This is a genomic window from Bacillus sp. EU52 (assembly GCF_037964975.1).
GTDB classification, from domain to species: Bacteria; Bacillota; Bacilli; order Bacillales; family Bacillaceae; genus Bacillus; species Bacillus subtilis.
The window spans coordinates 3,493,713-3,514,916 of the sequence record NZ_CP150177.1; the positions used below are offsets into that span (position 1 = coordinate 3,493,713).

Consider the following 21,204-nt stretch of genomic DNA (forward strand, 5'->3'; position numbering starts at 1 on the left):
TTCATCACCTTTTCTCTCTGTTTGCAGCTATAATCTTTTTTTCACCGCGTTTTTTGCATATTGAACAAAACACCATGTTGCTTTCATAAAATGAAGCCGTTCGATCTCCCTGTAGACAAACCACGTTTTTTTCGCAGCCTTCCATTTGTTGCTGGAAATTGAGTTATTGACAAGCCGATATTCAGCCAGGCATTCATTCATTCCATAGGCAGTAAATCCTTTTTTTAAAAGAGACAGCCATGTGGCTAAGTCCTGTCTCGTTCTGATATTCGGCATTTGGATCTGTCCCGTTTGCTCCCTGTCAATCATCACCGTCAAGCAGCCGATAATTGTATTTTTCAGGGCGTCATCGTACGTCAGGCTTTCCGGCGCATGAATAAATTTATCGAGTGGGGTCCCGTCCTGCGCCATTAAGCTGTAGCCCGTGAAAGAAAACGCACAGGAGCGCTCCATCATAAACTCAAGCTGCTTTTCCAGTTTGTCTTTTTTCCATTTGTCATCACTGTCCAAAAATGCTACGTAGCGCCCTTGAGCGCGTTCCAACGCTTTGTTGCGAGCAACCGCAGCTCCGGAGTTCTCTTCCAGATACACCACATGAATTCTTTCGTCTATTTTTTCATACTGCTGTAAAATGTCGCGGGTCCCATCCGTTGAGCAATCATCCACGATAATCATTTCCCAATGAGGATGGCTCTGATCTAATACCGAATGAACCGTGTCTTCAATATAGTCACGCGCATTATAGGAAGGTGTAATGACAGATACGAGAGGTTTCCAATTGGTCATGATCACATCTCCATCGTATGATTTTAAAAGGATTCCCTGAAAAATTCAGGAATGACAACGAACATAAAGGCAATCGTAAGGCCAATCATAACGCCGAGAACTGCTTTCTTTTTCGGAGACATTCCCCCGCCTGCTGTCTCACTTACGGTTTCGGAATCAGTAATACTGGCCGCTTTCAGGTTAAGCTGTGTGTTTTTGAGCTCATACAAAAATCTCTCTTTATCCACTTTGGAATCCTCGCTCACCGACTCGCCTTCAAGCGCGTCTATGCTGCTGCGGATGACGGCTTCTCTTTCTGCATACAGCTTTTGATCGTTTTTGAGGAAGGTGGAGGAAATGGCTTTTAAGACAGATTCCGTTTTATCCTTATCCTCGTCGCTATAGCTTAAAGTCAGTAACGATTTGGATTCCGTTTTGATTGTAAGCTTCTCTTTGATCTCTGCTACATCTTCATCCTTTTCATCAGGAAGCGCCTCCTTCAAAAAGGAGTCGCTCTTTAATAGAAGCGGAATCTCTTCTGTGCTGTTATAAACCGGATGATCATAGCTCCCCACAGCCAAAGTATCTTCAGCTGTATAGCTCTTTTGATCAGCGATCTGTGACGGCAGGATATACCCCGCCGCACCTAATATAATTGGCACCGCTATGATCCAAATGATATTTTTTTTTATGCGACGGGCTATTCTTATCAATATATCGTTCATATAAGTCTCCCTGCTTTTTGTAGTCTGTTTTATCTGTACATCGGCTCAGGCATTTGTCTGGATCGCCTTAACACATTCACGGCCGCGATGACGAGCGCCATAAACACCCAATGGAAAAATAAATTTGAAACAGAGCTTGGGCTGATACTTGATACCAGGAAACTGACCATAGCGGTAATAAGTCCTTCTGTGATCAGTTTTGACTGATTTTCTAATTTTCTTTCATAAAACTTGTAAAGCACCCATATGAGGTAGGCATAAACGGACAGATATCCCAGCATGATGAACAAGCCAAAATTAGCAAGAATTTCAACAAGCCAGTTATGCACCTCTGCCACATTGTCAGTATCATATACAGCATAATGCTCAAGATAATAGGATACATTTCCTGCCCCGACTCCGAATCCGTATGAATCAAGGAAAAAATGCCAAGCGTTTTTCAGCAGATTTGCCCGAGCCACATTTGATGGAAGCCTGTCATGAAATGAATGCAGCGTCTGCGGGGCCAGAAACAGCTCCCAAAACTTTGAATAGATTTTGCTGGCGAAAAGAACTGCGAAAAGAGCAATTCCCGCCGCCGACAGCCATATAGCCATTTTCTTTAAAACAGGCGGCAATACAATGAAGATGTAGACAGCAATACCTGCAAAAATCCCCAGAAGGCTGGCTCTTGAGCCAGTGGCAAAAATTAAATACAACGCACAGAGCGAGAGCACAAGGCCAATTGCCTTGATGTATCCATTCTTAATGTTTTTCATCATCGTGATGTAAAAAAAGAAGCTGATGGATAAAAAGGTCGCAAAGTCATTTTGATTAAAAAAGACCGATGTCGGATAATGCTGCTTATACTCCGGTCCGCTGTACAATGTGGAACTCGCAAGATGATGGTGGGTGATATGATTGTAAAAACCAATGATCATCAGAAATACCGTCATCACCAGCCAAATGGCATAAACAATCATCAGCCGCTCCATTTTTTGCACGTACATGACAATAAGATAAATGAAGAAAATTCCCATTGCCAATAAGGCTAAATACTTGAGGCCAACTGTTACCGACTTGGCCCATAGCAGAGAAACAAGGCCATATATAAACCAAAAGGCGAAAAAGAGCAATATCCCTTTTACTTGCAGCCCATGCCATCTTTCAATATGGGTTCGATTCCGAACCATGCCGAAAATATGAAGGCAACCCGCTGCAATGAGCAGAAGCCGGTAAAGGAACAAACTGAAAAATCCAAGATGAATAGCGAAAAATGCATTATTTAAAAAAGTGCAGGCGATCAAAATATAGATTACAGCCATAAAGAGCCGTTCTTTTGTTGTAAATGCGGTTGCAAGCGTCAGTAAAAACAGGCCAATTGCCAACACCGCAAGCACAGCAGCCATCTGCATGAAACCTATATCTTTATGGATGGCTCCCAGCAATAGGACGACTCCAAATATAGCAGCGGCCAGTAACGCTAGCGTATGGACCGCTGATCGTTTGATACTCACATGTTTAACCCCTTTCCTGATGTTTCAGGAGCCGGCGGCCGAGCCTAGCAGCCGGCAGCTTCAACCAAGTAACACTTTTTCTTTTTATAAATTGACGCTCCCCAAGTCTTTAGCCAATTCTTCAAGCGGCAAGCCCTGAAAATACTTGTCAGAAGGTTCCGTTCCCCGAACAGCGGGACGGCCGATAGAGTGATAAATGTATCCGGCTGCCTGCATCTCTTCAAGTGAAAATAAATTTCTGCCGTCGATGATGACTGGCTGTTTTAAGAGGGTGTTCACTTTTACAAGCTCCATTTCTTTCACTTCCGGCCAATCCGTTAAAATCAGGCATGCATCAGTGTCTTCAATCGCAGCATACACATCTGTGTAATACTCGACCTGTTCGCCAAGGATCGCTGAAGCTTCAGGAATAGCAATCGGATCGTATGCTTTTACATGGGCGCCCAGCTGCTGCAGCATTGGGATAATATCAAGCGCTGGAGCGGATCTCACATCGTTCGTATTCGGTTTGAAGGCTAATCCTAGGACTGAAATGGTTCTCCCTTTGACGCTTCCCATAACAGTCAAAAGTTTATCTACAATATGAACACGCTGCTTTTCGTTCGTTTCAATGACAGCTTCGATGAGCTTGAATGGATAGCCTGCCGATTTTGCGATTTGAAGCAGCGCGGTTGTATCCTTTGGAAAACATGAACCGCCGAATCCAATACCCGCTTTAAGGAACTTTCTGCCGATACGGCTGTCAAGACCAACACCATTAGCAACTTTTGAAACGTCTGCGCCGACTCGCTCACAAATGTTTGCGATATCGTTGATAAAGGAAATCTTTGTCGCCAGAAATGCATTCGCGGCGTATTTAATCATTTCTGCACTTTCTAGGTTTGTTTTAATGACAGGAGCATGGAATGGCTGATGAAGTTCCTCAATGATGGCAGCGGCTTTATGACTTGTTGAACCAATCACGGCACGCTCCATATTCATCGTGTCATGAATCGCTGACCCTTCCCGAAGGAATTCAGGGTTAGATACAACATCAAATGAGTATCTCCCCTTTGAGGCTTTTTGAACGATAGATTGCACCAGTTTCCCTGTTCCAACCGGGACTGTGCTTTTATTTACGATCACTTTGTAGCCGTTAAGATGCTCACCGATTGTTTTCGCCGCCGCTTTGACGTACGTTAAATCAGCTTCACCTGTTTTGGACATAGGCGTTCCGACTGCAATATAAATAATATCTGAGGCCCGAATGGCAGACGGGATATCGTTCGTAAAGGTCAAGCGCTGATCCAGCACATTTTTTTCAACTAAGTCTGCAAGCCCTGGTTCATAGATTGGGATTACCCCATTTTTCAGACTTCTGATTTTTGATTCATCGATATCACAGCAAACAACTTTATTGCCGATCTCCGCAAAGCAAGTGCCTGATACGAGTCCTACATAACCTGTTCCAATGACAGCTATTTTTTTCACAGCGCTCAACCCTCTCCTGTAAAATGATCTTCCTATTTATATTGGTCGCAGTGTCTTACGATTAAACGGACGTTTTCGTGACCGTCTGATACTGATGATGCAAGGCCTTGGCGTTTTTTCCTGCGTCAAATTGAGCCTGCACGGTTTCATACAAGTCATCTGCTACTTCCGGCTTCCATATTTGCTCATGTTCGTACCGAGTGATCGCTTCTGCCAAGGCTTGAGCGGATTTCGGTTTAATCAGCAGATGTTGGTGCTTTCCGAATAAAGACGACACTCCGCCAACATCCGTACAAATAACAGGAACCCTTAGTGCCAGGGCCTCAATCACAACAGTCGGCATCCCCTCACTGTAAGAAGGAAGTACGAATAGATCTGCCGCAAGTAAATAGTCTCTTACCTGATGATTCGGGACTTGGCCTGTGACAATATGCCCCTTCTGCGTCAGCATCGATTTTGCGGGACCATCCCCGACAAAGACTGCCTTAGGAGAGTCCTGCAGCGATTCGATCGCTTCAGACAGTTCAAAAATGCCTTTCTCTCTGACCAGCCGGCCGACATAGACAGCCAGACGCTGATCGAGCGGGAGTCCGAGTCTTTTTCTGATTTCCTCTTTCGTCTCCTCATTCTCCTGAAAACGGCTGAGCTGTATGCCGATTGGCAAAACCGAGCTGTCAAAGCCCGAAAGCTTTTTGGCTTCTTCCTGAAGCTTGTGGCTGACTGCTAAAACAACTGATGCAGAACCTACGGCACGCTTGAAGGCTTTAAACGCACCTTTGCTGTAATGCGGATAGACATTTACATCACTGCCATGCAAGGTCAGAACATAAGGAATTTGCGCTGACTCTGACACGACTGCCGCAGCCCCGCCCGATGGCATGGCAAAATGCGCATGGATCAGATCCGGATATAGGTCGCGCTGTTTCATGGTTTTTAAAACGGCTGAGGCGATTCTCCGATGAGGCTGCGCCCACTTCAGCTGGCCGGGAACTGCCCGATAGAAAGGCCGGTAAACCGGTATACCCTTTCTAATCTCATACTCCGGTCTGGCATCCTTTTTTCGATATGTCTTTTTCAGCATGCGGACAGGCGCTGAATGAAAAGGCCGTGGGCATATCACAGTGATATCAAGCCCGAGTTTTTGCAGCTCTTGCACCTGTGTCTCATGAAACACACCCTCACCGGGTTTCATACTGCTCGGATATACGCTTGTGATCCACAAAATCTTCATGACAAACGTCCTTTTCTTAGTAGTTTGCTTTTCGTTTGAGGGTACGCTTTTACCAAAAGAAAGAGATAGCACAGCGCCCCAGCCGCAACTGAAATGGCCAGCCGCATTTCTGCCTGCATACTGAAGTGTTCGGTACTGAGGCTTACACCAAACGCGATGATGCCCATCGCCGCAGTAATCAGAAATGGCTTCATAATCGACTGGAAATAAGCTGAAAGGTTAAGCTTGATGACATATGCCAAAAGCCAGCGCCCAATCAGGAAATTAACAACGCTGATAATGGCATACACCCATGCGACTGTCAGCAGACTTCCCGTCTGTACAGCTGCAAACAGTGATAATCCGTACAACAGCAGCACGCCGGAATCCCAATAAAACGCTAAGTCAGCTCTTCCTTTAGCCAGCAACACAGATCCATTTGGATTCATAAGCACTCTTAGTATTCCGACAATCGCCAGAACATTTAGGATCGGAACAGCAGCAAGCCACTTTTCTCCGAAAACCGCTGTAATAAAGGCGTCTGACACAGACACGAGCCCGATTAGCAGCGGAAACGAAACAAGCGCCAGCATTTTTGTCATATTCAGAAAGCCTTCTCTGATCACGCTGTTTTCATATTTGTTTTTTGCGAAAACAGGGAATGCCACCCGTGTGACAATCGGATTGATCTTCAAAACCGGAATGGTGACAATCTGATAAGCGAGGTTATAAATCCCCAATGCTTCAGCACCAATAAACCGGCCGATCAAAATCATATCGATATTTGCTCCCAGCCTGTTCACAAGACGGGATGAAAGCTGAAAGGCTCCAAAAGAAAAGAAATCCTTCATGCCCCTCAAATCAAAAACAAAAGCAGGATGCCACTTTTTTCGGTATACAGCCCAATATAAAATCCCTTTACTGGACTGCAGCAGGACTTGAGAAATCACGTACGCCAAAATCGCATCCATCATAAAAACCGCTATCGCTAAATATCCGAATGACAATACATTTGAAAAAATCTCTATTTTGCTTAACGTATTAAAATGCAGCTGCTTTTGCAGCATATACTGATATTGCTGTCCAATTGGCGCGATCAAAAACATAATCGCCAGAATCCGAACCAGAAACACCAGCTCTTCTCTTTGATAAAATCCCGCAATGACAGGACTGCTCACATATAAAAGAACAAACAGCAAAACGCCCGTCATAATGTTAAGCCAATACAATGTTGACAGCTGGCGCTCCGTCGCGTCGTCTCTCTGAATTAATGCTGCGCCAAAACCCATATCGAGCACAATCTGGGCGAAAACTGTAACCGTTGTGATCATGCCGACAAGCCCAAATTCTGTTAAGGTCATCATATTTCCAAGCAGGGCAAACTGAACAATTTGTATGATTGTAATACACATGGTTGAAATACTTGTCCACTTTGCACCGCTCATGATTTGTTTTGTAATACTTGGCATCATATTCCCTACTTCTTTTTAAGCTCAGATTGATGGTGAATAATGGCATTCCGTTTTATCTTGCACCATCACCCGTCCAAACTACTTTACAAGTTTTTAACATAATTTTTAATTCTAAAGTGAAAGTCAGATTGCGAATGTAATATAAATCAAATATCAGCTTTTCCTTCGGTGTCATATCGTAACCGCCGTTCACCTGAGCCCAGCCGCTCAATCCCGGTTTAACAGCCAGACGCTGTGTAAAGCCTGGAATCTCATTCTGGAATTTTTCCGTAAATACGGGCCGTTCCGGACGAGGGCCAATCATACTCATATCGCCTTTCAGCACATTAAACAGCTGAGGAAGCTCGTCAATTCTCGTTCTTCTGATAAAAGCTCCGATCCTTGTCACCCGCGGATCTTGCTTCTGTGCCCAAACCGCCCCAGACTTCTCGGCATCTATTTTCATGGAACGAAGCTTATAAAGCTTAAATGGTTTCCCGCCTTTCCCTACGCGTTCCTGCGTATAAATGGCAGGCCCCGGCGTCTCCAAACAAATCAATATTGAAAATACCGCAATCATTGGCAGCGCAATCGCCAACCCAATGAGCGCAAACCAAATATCCATTACGCGCTTTATTGCCAAATAACGAGCCGTCTTTTCAGATAATGTAAAAGAATGTATTTGCTGAACTGAGAATTCACGACTCACATTCATGCTTTTCTCTGCACTCACTGACACACACCTCACGATTTGTTTGGGATGTTATGATGACCTATGCCAGTCAGTTTAGCAGACGGATGTTAATCAGATGTAAATGGTATGTTAAGAAGTGTGAATTACGTGTTTTTTCTGATAAATGTTGTTAATACTCTTTTACTATTTTATATACAAGTCCTATTTGTTTTAATCATTTCATATAAAAAAGAGACAAATCTGTGATTAGATTTGTCTCTTTCGATTATCTGTAATAAGATACTGTGCCGTCATGAATAGCTTGTGCAGCTTTATCTTTATAAACCGCTTGCTTCAATTTACTTGCATCTGATGCATTAGTGATAAAGGCAGTTTCAACTAAAACACTCGGCATTTTAGAATATTTAATAACATAGAAAGCAGCTGTTTTTACTCCCCGGTCTCTCGTTCCAAGATTAGCCGCTAACTTTGGTTGAATTTGTTCAGCCAGTCTCTTGCTATTTGCGGCTTGATATGTTGTATCGTAGTACGTCTCACTTCCATTTGGGGATGAGCTATCATTAGCATTTGCATGTATACTGATAAATAAATCTGCTTGTGCAGAAGCTGCTTTATTTACTCTCTCCTGTAAAGAATAAAAAGTATCATTAGATCTTGACAGTACTGGAAGAGCACCTGAAGCATTTAGCTTTGTATTGACTCTTTTCGCTATATCAAGGTTGACTTCTTTCTCAAGGAGTCCATTGCCGATTGCTCCTGAATCTTGATCACCGTGACCCGGATCAATAAAGATTGTTTCACCTACAACTGGATTCTTTAGCTGATTAGCAACCTTTGTGCTTACGGCAGGAGTGTTTCCGATAATCATAAAGTTTGACATGTTTTTACTTCCAATAATTTTACGGGCTCCTGTAGATAAATTTTCACCATTTGTAAGGATAAGAGATTGCTTCTTCTTAGCTGCCAGTGTAGCTCCTGCAATAGAGTCAGGGTAGCTGAATCCATTGCTTACATATACGGTGCTTGTTGATAAATTAAGTTTTTGTACGATATTTGCAGCAAGCTCATATCTGTTTGAACCGCTAATTCTTGTAGGAGAAGGTAACTTGTTGTATACCGTATTGCTGATACTTCCAGTGCCTCCTACAACAACGGTACTCGAAATTCCCTTATCTTTTATCACAGACGTAGTCGCACTATTTATAGATGTTTTATTTGTAAAAAGAATTGGATACCCGTTTTTCGCTGCATAAGGGATGACGGCCGGAGCGTCTGCATATAAGAAGCCGTTCAAAATAACAGCTTTTGAAGTCGCACCCATCGCTTTTGCCACCCGTGCAGCCGTATCATAACGGTTGCTTCCTGCAATTCGTTTAATACTTATCCCCAAGCTTTTAATCTGGTTAGCAGTGTTAGAAGAAACAGCAGGTGTTCCGCCTACAATAATTACATTTTTAGTCTGCATCTCTTTCAATCTTGTTTTCGTTTCATATGAAAGCTTATCAGAATTAGTGTAAAGCAATGGCGCATTCTTCTGGTAAGCAAGAGGTGCTGCTGAAATAGCATCTGCATAGGAACTCCCACCAACAATTACAGCTGTACTTGCTGTTGAATACATTTGCTTTGATATTTGTACAGCAGTGCCGTATCTATTGCTTCCCCCAACTCTTTTCACTGAGTTATCGGCCAAAGCTGTTGGCACAAAAAGTATGAGCCCCAGAAAACACATTGTTAGGACTTTTATATAAGAACGCAATTGATTTCCTCCTTAAATGGCGTTATATCCTAAAATAATCAATAACTTGTCAGAGTTGTACCTGGATAGTAAAATTTCAAAATTGAACTATATGAATCTCCAGCTTCTGCTCTTGCTTTTGCTCCATATTGACTCATTCCGATCCCGTGACCATATCCTTTACCGCTGATTGTGTACTTTGAAGTATCTTTTTTTACAGTCACATAAGTACTTTTAAATACAGTCGCTCCAATCATTGTTCTTAACTCACTTGTTGGTACACTAATGGTTGTAATTTTGCTCAAGTTATAGGAGCCAGTACTGCTTTTAACAAAATACTTCACTTTCATCGATGCTGTTTTTGCACGCTGCCCTTGTGTCGTTCCACTAAAGCTTAAATCGTCAATACTTGCAATTTTGACAGAATCAGCGCTTGTTTCTTTATTTTTCAAGATCCAGTTCTTAACTCCGGAAAGTCTTGCAGAATCAGTTTCAGTCGCTGAAGACCACCAAGAAGAAGGCTTCGTTAAGTCCAAAGATTTCGTATCTAGCTGTTGTTTTGACAAAGTAAGCGTCCAGCCTATTTGAGGATCCTTTGTATCTTTTTTTGCAATCAAGTAAGGTACACTTGATGACCACACTTCATTACTAGCTTCTGTGTAACCACCATTACTGGAAGAATAAGCTGCAGTTATAAGAGATCCATTATATTTCAGAACTTTCCCCTTCGTTTGCTCTACCGCTTTATTGGTATTCGAATTCCAACTGTAGCCACCATAAACTTGAAAAGCGGTTGTATCAGGTACAGTAGTTCCTGTTTTTGTTATTGAGTAGGTTCTTGCAGCGACAGTCTGTGCTTTAAGAGCCTCAAGTGACCAGCTAGCAGGCATTTCATTCGGAATTACTCCTTTTAAGTAATCCTCAAATGGAATATTCTCATTTACCGGTCGGATATATTTAGTAGACTCAATAGAGAAATTAACCGTGCCAAGATACTGCTTTCCATCAAGACTAATTCTGTTTGAAGTAGAATAGTTTTCTGGTTTAATTCTTAGGGAGTTTCCATAAGTTTTGATGTTTTCAAGGTTTAATTTTCCGCTGTTGATTTTTAGATTATAGGTGCTACCGTCAGCTAAATAAAATTCATCAGCAAGTGAATTCTCAACTTCAGCAGAAATTGAACTGGTACTTCCAATAAAGTCGTATGCATATGTGGCTTTATCTTTCGTTATACTTTTAGCCGCAGCCGGAACGCTATCTTGTTTAATAAATAAAATTTGGCTGTTTTTCTTCGAGGCAAGCGAAGCGCCTATCAGTACGTCTGCATATTTTGTCCCGTTCGTCATTACGACTTTATCAGCCTTCAACTTTAGTTGCTTAATTATATTTGCCGTAAGTTCATATCTGGTTGATCCAGGAATCCTTTGCACAGTTGAAGTTTTTTTAATTTGGTTTTCTACACTATCACTGACGCTAAATGAACTGCCTATAATGATGACTTGTTTTGGCAAATTATAATCCGGAAGCTTGTCTTTCTCTGTAAGCAAAATAGGGTATCCGTGTGCTGCTGCATATGGAGCAATGGCTAAAGCGTCTTGAAATACTCTTCCGGTTACAACGATCGCTTTATCATAGCTGCCCATTTGCTTTGCAATATTTTCTGATAAGACATATCTATTTTTTCCGCTTATCCTTTTCACAGCGCCATATGATTTCAGCTTGTTTTCTACATCTTTTGAAATGCTTCGCGCTCCCCCAATGATTAAAATATTATCAGGGTTAAACTTAGCAATTTGTCTTTCAGTAGTTTTTGTTAACGTGTCAGGCTGAGTAAATAAAACTGGTGCGTTCAGTTTTTTCGCCAATGGAATAACAGGCAATGCATCAATAAAAATATCTCGGTTCACCAATATCACTGTATTAGGATTTTTCCACTGGCTGTTGGATGCAAGAGTCGCAGTTTCGTATCGTGAAGCGCCTGCAAAACGATCCGTAACAGCAACATTATCTCCAGTTACTTTATAAAATCCTGTTGGCGATAGACTGATGCTAGATTTATTTCCAATATAATTTGACAATTTAACTGAGATGTTTGAGTCTGCTGCAAAAGAAACTGATGGAATCAATAATAAGATTGCAGCAAGTGAACACACTATCAATCGTTTGCAAGATTTCAAAATTTCAGGTTCCTCCCTATATCTTAGTTGGCACGTTCAATATCTTTTAACAGAAGCTGACCCTCATCATTTTTTTCATATGTAATCGTGACCTTATCTCCACTGTTAAACTTATCAAGATCACTTGTCGATTCTTCAGTGATATCAAGACTAACCGGCTCATTATCTACTGTTACTTCTATTGTATGAGTATCAGCTAACCCTACATAAGTACCTTCTTTTGTTTCAATGTTACTGTCTGGCGATACATCTTCACCTTGACTCTTTTGACTATTAACCCCGCAACCCGAAAGAAGCAATATAAAGAACAGTAAAGCAATAAATTTTTTCATTTTTTTCACCTCATTATATTTTATCGTCAACCTATTTTATATTTTAAAGAAAAATTAAGAAACAATGAAACTTTTTTTTATAAAAAACGACTATTTTAGGATTTCATTCTTGTATTAAATAGAGTTGTATTTATTGGAAATTTAACTCATAATGAAAGTAATTTAACAGACGAGGTGCAAAGGATGAGAAACGAACGCAGAAAAAAGAAAAAAACTTTATTACTGACAATTTTAACGATAATCGGACTTCTTGTACTCGGAACTGGCGGCTATGCATACTACTTATGGCATAAAGCAGCTTCAACCGTGGCAAGTATTCATGAAAGCATTGATAAATCTAAAAAGAGGGATAAAGAGGTCAGTATCAATAAAAAAGATCCTTTTTCCGTCTTAATCATGGGTGTGGATGAACGCGACGGCGATAAGGGCCGTGCCGATACGCTCATTTATATGACCGTTAACCCAAAAACGAATACAACCGACATGGTCAGCATTCCGCGTGACACGTATACAAAAATTATCGGAAAAGGCACAATGGATAAAATCAACCATTCATACGCTTTCGGCGGCACGCAGATGACGGTAGACACTGTTGAGAACTTCCTAGATGTTCCGGTTGATTATTTTGTGAAAGTGAACATGGAAAGCTTTAGAGACGTTGTTGATACACTTGGCGGCATTACAGTTAACAGCACATTCGCGTTCAGTTATGACGGTTATTCGTTCGGCAAAGGAGAAATCACACTGAACGGAAAAGAAGCGCTCGCTTATACCCGGATGAGAAAAGAAGATCCGAGAGGCGACTTCGGACGCCAGGACCGCCAGCGCCAAGTCATCCAAGGTATTATTAATAAAGGCGCTAATATTTCTTCCATCACGAAATTCGGAGATATGTTTAAAGTTGTTGAAGATAATGTGAAAACGAACTTGACCTTCGATAACATGTGGGATATCCAGTCCGATTACAAAGGTGCGCGGAAACATATTAAACAGCACGAACTAAAAGGTACAGGCACGAAAATCAATGGAATTTACTACTACCAAGCTGATGAAAGCGCCCTTTCCGATATTACAAAAGAGCTGAAGGAAAGCCTCGAAAAGTAAAACAAAAAGAAGCTTCGCACAATGTGCAAAGCTTCTTTTTTATTTGCCTGTAAATGAATCCGGTTGTTCTTTCCGGTACCCGTAATGAAACAGCAATTCTTCCACAATCCGGCGGGAAGCCTCTCCATCTCCATACGGATTAGAAGCCTGGGACATTTTCTTGTACTCATCAGGATCAGTTAACAGCTGTTTTGCCAGATGATAAATGTTTTCCTCATCCGTCCCTGCAAGTTTCAGCGTTCCCGCTTCCACTCCTTCAGGCCGTTCCGTCGTATCACGCAGAACAAGAACCGGTTTCCCGAGAGATGGGGCTTCCTCCTGCACGCCGCCCGAATCTGTCAATATAAAATGCGATTTCGCTGCAAAGTTATGGAAATCAATCACCTCTAAAGGTTCAATCAGATGCACTCTGTCAGAATCACCAAAATGCTTCTGAGCCGCTTCCCGGACAACAGGATTCAGGTGCACAGGGTAAACGACTTGTACATCTTCAAATTCCCCTACAATTCTGCGGATGGCCTTGAACATGTTTTCCATTGGCTCACCCAAATTTTCCCGGCGGTGAGCGGTCAAGAGAATCATTTTATCCTCACCCACCTGATCGAGAACAGGATGTGAGTAACCATCCCTAACCGTTGTGTTGAGTGCGTCAATCGCTGTATTGCCCGTTACAAAAATAGAGTCGGCCTTTTTGTTTTCTTTTAATAAATTGTCTTTCGCCTGGCCTGTCGGAGCAAAATGCAAATCAGCAATTGCCCCTGTCATCTGTCGATTGAGCTCTTCCGGAAACGGGGAATACTTATTCCCTGTACGGAGCCCCGCCTCCACATGACCGACAGCAATTTGATGGTAAAAAGCGGCTAGGCTTCCGGCAAACGTCGTCGTCGTATCACCATGGACAAGCACAATATCGGGTTTGATATCTTTAAACAACTCATCCAATTTTACAAGTGCGTTAGACGTAATCTCTGCCAGTGTCTGCCGCTCCTTCATAATGTTCAAATCGAAGTCAGGCTTGATGTGAAACGCATCTAACACCTGATCGAGCATCTGTCTGTGCTGTGCAGTTACCGTTACATAGGAATCTATTTCAGGATATTTTTTCAATTCAAGCACAAGCGGTGCCATCTTGATTGCTTCAGGCCTGGTCCCGAAAACGGTCATCACTTTTAGTTTTTTCATATTTGTCACCTGGTTTTCTGCTATAGTAAATAAATTCATACTACATATTCTACATGAAAATGCATCATTTTAAATCATTTCATTCTTGATTCAAATAAAATGATATAAGTTTTTAATATTAAGGATAAAGCTTGTTTAAAAATGGTTTATCCGATATCATAAAAATGTGTAAAAACATAATGAAAAGGGTAAATAGTGAATAGTTTAACCATAAATTTTTTCGATCATAAGGAAGGTGCCTTTTAAATGAAAAAAGTACGTAAAGCCATAATTCCAGCAGCAGGCTTAGGAACACGTTTTCTTCCGGCTACGAAAGCAATGCCGAAAGAAATGCTTCCTATCGTTGATAAACCTACCATTCAATACATAATTGAAGAAGCTGTTGAAGCCGGTATTGAAGATATTATTATCGTAACAGGAAAAAGCAAGCGTGCGATTGAGGATCATTTTGATTACTCTCCTGAGCTTGAAAGAAACCTAGAAGAAAAAGGAAAAACTGAGCTGCTTGAAAAAGTGAAAAAGGCTTCTAACCTGGCTGACATTCACTATATCCGCCAAAAAGAACCTAAAGGTCTCGGACATGCTGTCTGGTGCGCGCGCAACTTTATCGGCGATGAGCCGTTTGCGGTACTGCTTGGAGACGATATTGTTCAGGCTGAAACACCAGGGTTGCGCCAATTAATGGATGAATATGAAAAAACACTCTCTTCTATTATCGGTGTTCAGCAGGTGCCTGAAGAAGAAACACACCGCTACGGCATTATTGACCCGCTGACAAGTGAAGGCCGCCGTTATCAGGTGAAAAACTTCGTTGAAAAACCGCCTAAAGGCACAGCACCTTCTAATCTTGCCATCTTAGGCCGTTACGTATTCACGCCTGAGATCTTCATGTATTTAGAAGAGCAGCAGGTTGGCGCCGGCGGAGAAATTCAGCTCACAGACGCCATTCAAAAACTGAATGAAATTCAAAGAGTATTTGCTTACGATTTTGAAGGCAAGCGTTATGATGTTGGTGAAAAGCTCGGCTTTATCACAACAACTCTAGAATTTGCGATGCAGGATAAAGAGCTTCGCGATCAGCTCGTTCCATTTATGGAAAACTTATTAAACAAAGAAGAAATCTAAACAAAAAGGCTATTGGACATTCATCCAATAGCCTTTTTTTATTTCAACATCAAAGTCAGCGTATGCTCTTCATTATCAACTGCGAAGACCTGATCAACGGCCTGCCGCAAAAATTAATAATCCCAGACAAACACACTGATTGTAGAGTTAAACAAACTAAATGAAAACATAAATACAAACATGCAGATTAAATAGTAAATATCTTGTATTCAATGCAAGCTAAGTAAACACCACTTGCTAAAAGAACAATGACTAAACAACCAGCATTACAAAATAATTAAATAAATTTGAAGCAATTACAACAGAAGGCAGTGAACTGTCGGAAAGTTCATTTTGGCTACCATATTAATCCCTTTAACTACGCTGTTGGATTTATCAAGAATTGTCGGGCTAATAGAAAACCACGGAATCAAACCAGCCAGCATTCAAACGATAAAAGGCACTTCTCCGATACCTGTTATGACCAGCTTACTGTTGCGCATCCCAAATACAAACCAGTACGCCATCATTAGAATAAGGGGATTTAAAACCTGCCATAATACACCAAAATAATTGATTTTTTGGATCTTTCGGTTAAAGAAATTTAAAAGTACCAGTGAATATTGTAACAAATGTTGAGTTTTTTTCACTTTTAAAAAGTAAAGAGAAGTCTCGCAGAACTTCTCCCAACATTTGAAGTGTCAATATAAAACAAACCAACCTCATTCAGCAACTTTATTATTATCTAATTCCAAAATAGCATTATAAATACGATTCCTATTATTTTTATCAGTATATGCAAAAAAGTTATCTACTCTTTTTCTATACTTATCTTCCATACGACTATTGTTTTTCATATAATAGATAACTTTATCCACTAAGCTATTATGATTTTCTAATACATCACCAAACCCCATTTTTTTATAATCATAATAATCAAGTTTAAAATGGTATGACTTTTCGTATTGATAATAAATAACAGGTTTTTTCTCATATGCAAAATCAAACGCAACAGATGAAAAATCAGTAATCATTATATTAGAAGAATTAAATAGCATTTGATAGCTGCTGTTATAGTCGGCAAATTCCACATAGTCATGCTTTTCAAAGTCTACAATCTGTTGCTGAATATCTGGGTGAGGAAAAAAAGTTATTTTATAATTATTTTTCTTAGCAAATTCGATTAGCCGTTCATCATTAATCAAAGCATTATACCTAGAAAAATATTCACTATCTTTAAATTTCGGGTTGTACGGTCTTACTCCTTTTGCCTGATCTTTCGGTAATACAATATCTTTTCTCCAAGTCGGCATTATTAGAAGTTGCTTTTCTCCCTCACTCTTCTTAAGATTATCGTATCTCGGAAATCCACCCAACAAAATATTCTCTTTTTTATAGTTGTAATTCCCTTTCACAATAGACCGATATTCAGGTTTGGCAGAAGTGACTAATAATTTGATATTCTTGTTGTATTTGTTTAACCATTCAGAATGATCTGCCATTGTTATTCCGTGCTGTAAAAAGATAAACTCAAAGTTAAATAAATCTCTAAAATAAATCTCCATATTAAAAAATGGATTTACAACCCATATATCTGCATGTGTCGATATTACTTTGGAAGAGGATAAGGTTAAAATTTTATGTCTAAAAGATCTGTATGGTATGACCTTTCCATATTTTTTGATTCTGTCGTAATCCTTGCTATCTTTTTTTATTATAAAGTATTTTTTTACCCCATCATTCTTGTTGATTGCATATTTAAAGAGGTGCTCGGCATTATCATCAGCTTTGTCTTGTCTGTCTATGAATAACCATACTGGTTTTCTATTAAAAATAGTGAAAACATGGTGTACCATTCTTGCCATCAGTGCCTTCTTAATCGCTGATTTTCGTTTTTTTGATTTTTCCCCTGATTTATGTAGGGATTTTAAGAAACGAAACTCTTTTATAAATCTATTTTTAAAATTGTTTTTTTTGAACATTAATTTTTTATAATTATAATAAAAAATATAATCTTTTTTAGCCACATAAGTATTATATAAATCGTTTGACAAACCTGAATACTTGAAAAAACGAAGTTTTGTCAACTTCCTTTTTTTACCCTTAGTTATAAAAAACTCAATATGATGATTATCTGCTAGATGACCTTTGGGAATATCTATTGAAAAACCGGGATATTTTTTTATTACTTCTCCTAAACTTATATAATCATTATGCTGTCTTTTTATATTCTTTGCTTTTATTTTTGTTTCGCCAATTTTAGCATAAAACTTAAAACCTTTAGAATTAAACAGCGAGCTCCAAAAGCCTTCTATGTGAATGGAATCCTCATTTTCTTCTAAAATTTCAATAGTTAAAGTTTGATCCGATAATTTCGAAACAATTTTACCTTCTCTGTATAAATAATAATCCTGTTCAGTTTCTCTTTCATATACATACCTACTATAATTTTCACCGTGCTTTATTTTTAAAGCATGATATAAATAGAAATGGCTGACACTTTTTGTTTCAATGATGACATCGTCGTCAATATACGACAATACTTCTCGAATCAATGTTAAAAATTCACTGTATTCATTTTCGTCTAAAGGTGTTTCACTGATATCCTTAATCAATAATTTCCACTTCAAATCATGCATAACCATATATTGAAGAAATAAAGGTATTTTCTGTTCATGATTTTTTATAATATCGATTAAATTCTTTGAGAAAGTGATAAGTGAATGGTTAAACCAATTCTTATTTGCTTTAGCAGTCTGCATGGCAGATGATCCATCTTCTCTAACTCTATAATGGTATTTTGCCTCTTTAACCAGACCATACTTTTTCTTTTGCGATATGATTAAATTAACTAGTTTGGCATCTTCACCTATTTTACAATTTTCATCAAACCTGATATTTTTCAAGGCATCTTTTTTTATAAATGTAGAACAACAATGAGTTAATATATGATGCGGTTCTTTTTCTACATCCAAAATTCTTGTAGAAGAAAACTTATTATTTAGATTATGTTCTCCAGTTCTTCCTTCTGCAAAAAAAATAGGGATTGCTACAATATCAATTTCATTCTTATGTTCGTCAAAGAAGTTTAAAACATTTTCGAATGTTCCTTCTGAAACTAAATCATCCGGATCCAAAAATTGAATATATCTACCTTCAGCATACTTTAAACCATAATTTCGAGCACTGCTCACTCCGCCATTCTGTTTCTTTGCATAGACAATGTTATTGGGATATTTCTGAGCATATTCTTTACAAATGATTTCACTTTTATCGGGGCTATCATCATTCACCAGTATTAACTGAATATTCTCAAAACCAACAGTTTGGTTAATGATACTTTCTATAGCTTCAGTGAGATACAACTCAACATTATAAATCGGCATTATAACACTGAAATCATAGTTAAAACTTTTTTCGTTCATAAAAGATTACTCCTAACATAATGTTTATATGAATAAGAATTCGGGTAAATAAAAGTAAGAAACAAGAGAGTACTAATTTTTGCAAAACAATTTTAATTTAGTAAAATGTATGAAAAGCATTCCTTACCTTTTTTTAAAAACCCTTGTAAGCAAACTTTTAAAAATGTTCACATGGTTAAGTTCTAAAGAATCATTTGGTGTTTTTAGTACAAAGTCAAATGCAAAGGCCCAAATCGGTATTTCGACAACAAAACCAGCATATCTAAAATCTCTTAATTTATATCCCCATACTTCAATTGTTTTTTTCAGTTCTTTTCGTTTGCATTTTTTTAATCTTTTAAAATATTTTATATATATTCTGTCATTTTCTTTCATCTCATAATACTGGTTAATAAAGTGCCCTGTTAATTCAAGTCTAAGCCCTTTTATTTTTGCCGAAGTAACAGTACATGAACTATGCAGTACTCTTTCTTTTTTTATATTTTCAAGAGCTTCTGTATTTTCTTTTAATAAGTGAAACATAAATTCTTTATAGTACATCGGCATATCTTGTTCTTTTATAAATTGCGGGTCAATAAATTTTAAAACTTTAATAAAATCATCAACAAAAACTCTTTGTTCTTGTTGATCTAAAACAGACTTATAAACATCTCTATAGTTCGGATATAAAAACAGTTTTATATGATATACAATTAAAAATTGCAAATAAGGCAAAACTATATCATATTTGTTGAATGAATCCATCAACAAAGTCATGTAACATTCATTCAACAAATATGTGTACCTTTTTTTGTTAAACCATGAACGATCAACTAAAGAATCCTGTTCTTTCCGTTTTCTATAAAAATACTTTCCTTCTGCAACTGCTCCGTATCTTTTTTCTTTCAGTAATAACTGGTTAAAAAAGATAGCGTCTTCCCAAAACTTTATAGATTCATCAAAAAGGACGGTACTAGTTAGTGTATGTCTTCTGTAAAAAGTGCCGCCAATATAAAAATGAATAGCTTTATAATCGTTGAGAATATTTATAACTCTTGTTCCTTTTTCAAATCTATTATTTAATTTATGTCCCCCTTCTTTTTCACCTGTGTAATAAACAGGTAATACCGCAATATTTACATGTTCGGAATCACAAAAAAAATCATAAACACTTTGCAGCGCATTTTGAGAGAATGCATCGTCAGAATCAAGAAAACCAATAAATTTAGATCTTTCGCTTACATTTGATAATCCACAATTTCTTGCAGCAGAAGGTCCAGAGTTTTCAATTTTCATGATTTTAATATTATTAGGATATAGATTTTTAAAGGATTCACAAATTTGAGGACTGCTGTCAACACTACCATCATCTATTAATATCAGTTCTATATTTTCCTTAAATCCAATTGACTGGTTAAGGACACTCTCTATTGAATATCTTAAATAATTTTCAGAATTATATATTGGTATAATTATAGAAAACATGTTTGTACCTCTTTATTTAGAAGTTAAAGGATCGTTTCAATTACTCTTTTAGAAGCCTTGCCTCTTCTAAATTACAAAATTTATTATAAAAATCCTCATAGTTATGATCTATATAAGGATTATGTAACAACTCTTTTACCGTATCTATAAGTTCTTCACTTGTTTGAAGCAAGTTTCCTGGCGTTTTTTGCTGAAAATTAAAGTAAAAACCTCTGATACAGTCTCTATAAGCCGGGAGATCATACACAAAAAATACAAGGTTTTTTTAAAAATTCATATTATCAAAAAAGACAGAAGAATAATCCATAATCAATAAATCACTAATTAAATATAAATCTCGAATATCTTTATTTAAAGAAACATCGTTCACAAAATATTTATATTTCCCTAATTAAATTGTTCTGAAACTGGATAATACCATTCTTACAAGAATAACCATAGAGTCTCCAAGGTTTCCTCTTCATTTCCTCTAATCAAATTAAAGTTAAATTTATACTGGCCAGCTTTCTTAAAATTCATTATCCCGCAAAGTTGGTGCATATAAAATTATTTTTCTTTAATTCCTTATTTGATAATGTAGAATGTCATTTCTCGAATAACCAGTTTTCAAAATTTCCTTTTTGAAATGCACGTATGAAAGTTTAGTCGAGTAAGCATTAGTGAAATTAAATAACCCCGTTTTTTGGCTTCCTGTAGAAATTCTGTTTATACCTTTTCAGTTGTGGTTCCGAGCATGTGCACTTCGCCATATCATTATCTAGTTTTTTACAGAGTGCCGATCCACGTTTGCACATACAATGTGTTTTAGGGTTTTGGAATCCATAAAGGCAGCAAGCTGTTTTCAATTCTATATTTAGCTGCAGCCATGTA

16 protein-coding genes and 1 pseudogene are annotated in these 21,204 nt (G+C 38.6%); 3 read left to right on the forward strand and 14 right to left on the reverse strand.

Features of this window, described 5'->3' with window-relative positions:
- Positions 1-27: 27 nt before the first annotated feature.
- The 10 genes from NSU05_RS17935 to lytA form a co-directional block, all read right to left on the reverse strand.
- Positions 28-786 carry a glycosyltransferase family 2 protein gene (locus NSU05_RS17935; protein WP_003242619.1) on the reverse strand — a complete coding sequence of 253 codons (759 nt, stop codon included), beginning with the start codon at positions 784-786 and terminating at the stop codon, positions 28-30.
- A gap of 23 nt (positions 787-809) precedes the next feature.
- Positions 810-1,490 carry a Wzz/FepE/Etk N-terminal domain-containing protein gene (locus tag NSU05_RS17940; protein WP_029318784.1) on the reverse strand — a complete coding sequence of 227 codons (681 nt, stop codon included), beginning with the start codon at positions 1,488-1,490 and terminating at the stop codon, positions 810-812.
- Positions 1,491-1,519: 29 nt separating this feature from the next.
- Positions 1,520-2,986 (reverse strand): teichuronic acid biosynthesis protein TuaE, encoded by a 1,467-nt coding sequence (gene tuaE / locus NSU05_RS17945; RefSeq protein WP_032726971.1) that lies wholly within the window; start codon positions 2,984-2,986, stop codon positions 1,520-1,522.
- An 84-nt stretch (positions 2,987-3,070) separates the two neighbouring features.
- Positions 3,071-4,456, reverse strand: a complete 1,386-nt coding sequence (tuaD, locus tag NSU05_RS17950) for a UDP-glucose 6-dehydrogenase TuaD (RefSeq protein ID WP_038430049.1) — start codon at positions 4,454-4,456, stop codon at positions 3,071-3,073.
- A 61-nt stretch (positions 4,457-4,517) separates the two neighbouring features.
- Positions 4,518-5,687, reverse strand: coding sequence for a glycosyltransferase family 4 protein (locus NSU05_RS17955; RefSeq protein ID WP_033884183.1), 1,170 nt, complete (start codon positions 5,685-5,687; stop codon positions 4,518-4,520).
- Positions 5,684-7,135, reverse strand: coding sequence for an MOP flippase family protein (locus tag NSU05_RS17960; RefSeq protein ID WP_029725996.1), 1,452 nt, complete (start codon positions 7,133-7,135; stop codon positions 5,684-5,686). Before NSU05_RS17960 ends, NSU05_RS17955 begins: the two co-directional genes overlap by 4 nt.
- Before the next feature lie 55 nt (positions 7,136-7,190).
- Positions 7,191-7,850: a sugar transferase gene (locus NSU05_RS17965; RefSeq protein WP_003242561.1), complete on the reverse strand. Its 660-nt coding sequence runs from the start codon at positions 7,848-7,850 to the stop codon at positions 7,191-7,193.
- A 226-nt stretch (positions 7,851-8,076) separates the two neighbouring features.
- On the reverse strand, positions 8,077-9,567 hold the full coding sequence (gene lytC / locus NSU05_RS17970) for an N-acetylmuramoyl-L-alanine amidase LytC (RefSeq protein ID WP_033884184.1): 1,491 nt from the start codon (positions 9,565-9,567) through the stop codon (positions 8,077-8,079).
- Between the two features lie 38 nt (positions 9,568-9,605).
- A complete protein-coding gene (locus tag NSU05_RS17975) occupies positions 9,606-11,723 on the reverse strand; it encodes a SpoIID/LytB domain-containing protein (RefSeq protein ID WP_015714810.1) in 2,118 nt (705 codons plus the stop codon).
- A 23-nt stretch (positions 11,724-11,746) separates the two neighbouring features.
- Positions 11,747-12,055: a membrane-bound protein LytA gene (gene lytA, locus NSU05_RS17980; RefSeq protein WP_003242772.1), complete on the reverse strand. Its 309-nt coding sequence runs from the start codon at positions 12,053-12,055 to the stop codon at positions 11,747-11,749.
- Between the two features lie 183 nt (positions 12,056-12,238).
- Between lytA and lytR the strand changes: the two genes are divergently transcribed.
- Positions 12,239-13,159 carry a transcription antiterminator LytR gene (lytR, locus tag NSU05_RS17985; RefSeq protein WP_014478144.1) on the forward strand — a complete coding sequence of 307 codons (921 nt, stop codon included), beginning with the start codon at positions 12,239-12,241 and terminating at the stop codon, positions 13,157-13,159.
- Positions 13,160-13,198: 39 nt separating this feature from the next.
- Here lytR and wecB read toward each other — a convergent pair whose 3' ends face one another.
- Positions 13,199-14,341, reverse strand: coding sequence for a UDP-N-acetylglucosamine 2-epimerase (non-hydrolyzing) (gene wecB / locus NSU05_RS17990; protein ID WP_038429734.1), 1,143 nt, complete (start codon positions 14,339-14,341; stop codon positions 13,199-13,201).
- A 246-nt stretch (positions 14,342-14,587) separates the two neighbouring features.
- On the opposite strand from wecB, the gene galU reads away from it, so the two are divergent.
- Positions 14,588-15,466, forward strand: a complete 879-nt coding sequence (galU, locus tag NSU05_RS17995) for a UTP--glucose-1-phosphate uridylyltransferase GalU (RefSeq protein ID WP_015714812.1) — start codon at positions 14,588-14,590, stop codon at positions 15,464-15,466.
- Positions 15,467-15,799: 333 nt separating this feature from the next.
- The gene (locus tag NSU05_RS18000; RefSeq protein WP_119123078.1) at positions 15,800-16,018 is read left to right on the forward strand and encodes a hypothetical protein; all 219 of its coding nucleotides are present in this window, start codon (positions 15,800-15,802) and stop codon (positions 16,016-16,018) included.
- 149 nt (positions 16,019-16,167) lie between these two features.
- Here NSU05_RS18000 and ggaB read toward each other — a convergent pair whose 3' ends face one another.
- From ggaB to NSU05_RS18015, 3 genes and pseudogenes are all read right to left on the reverse strand, one after another.
- Positions 16,168-18,870, reverse strand: coding sequence for a poly(glucosyl N-acetylgalactosamine 1-phosphate) glucosyltransferase (gene ggaB / locus NSU05_RS18005; protein ID WP_339204205.1), 2,703 nt, complete (start codon positions 18,868-18,870; stop codon positions 16,168-16,170).
- A gap of 123 nt (positions 18,871-18,993) precedes the next feature.
- Positions 18,994-20,334: a glycosyltransferase family 2 protein gene (locus tag NSU05_RS18010; protein ID WP_009968267.1), complete on the reverse strand. Its 1,341-nt coding sequence runs from the start codon at positions 20,332-20,334 to the stop codon at positions 18,994-18,996.
- A 40-nt stretch (positions 20,335-20,374) separates the two neighbouring features.
- Positions 20,375-20,704: pseudogene (locus NSU05_RS18015) on the reverse strand (CDP-glycerol glycerophosphotransferase family protein).
- Between the last annotated feature and the right edge of the window lie 500 nt (positions 20,705-21,204).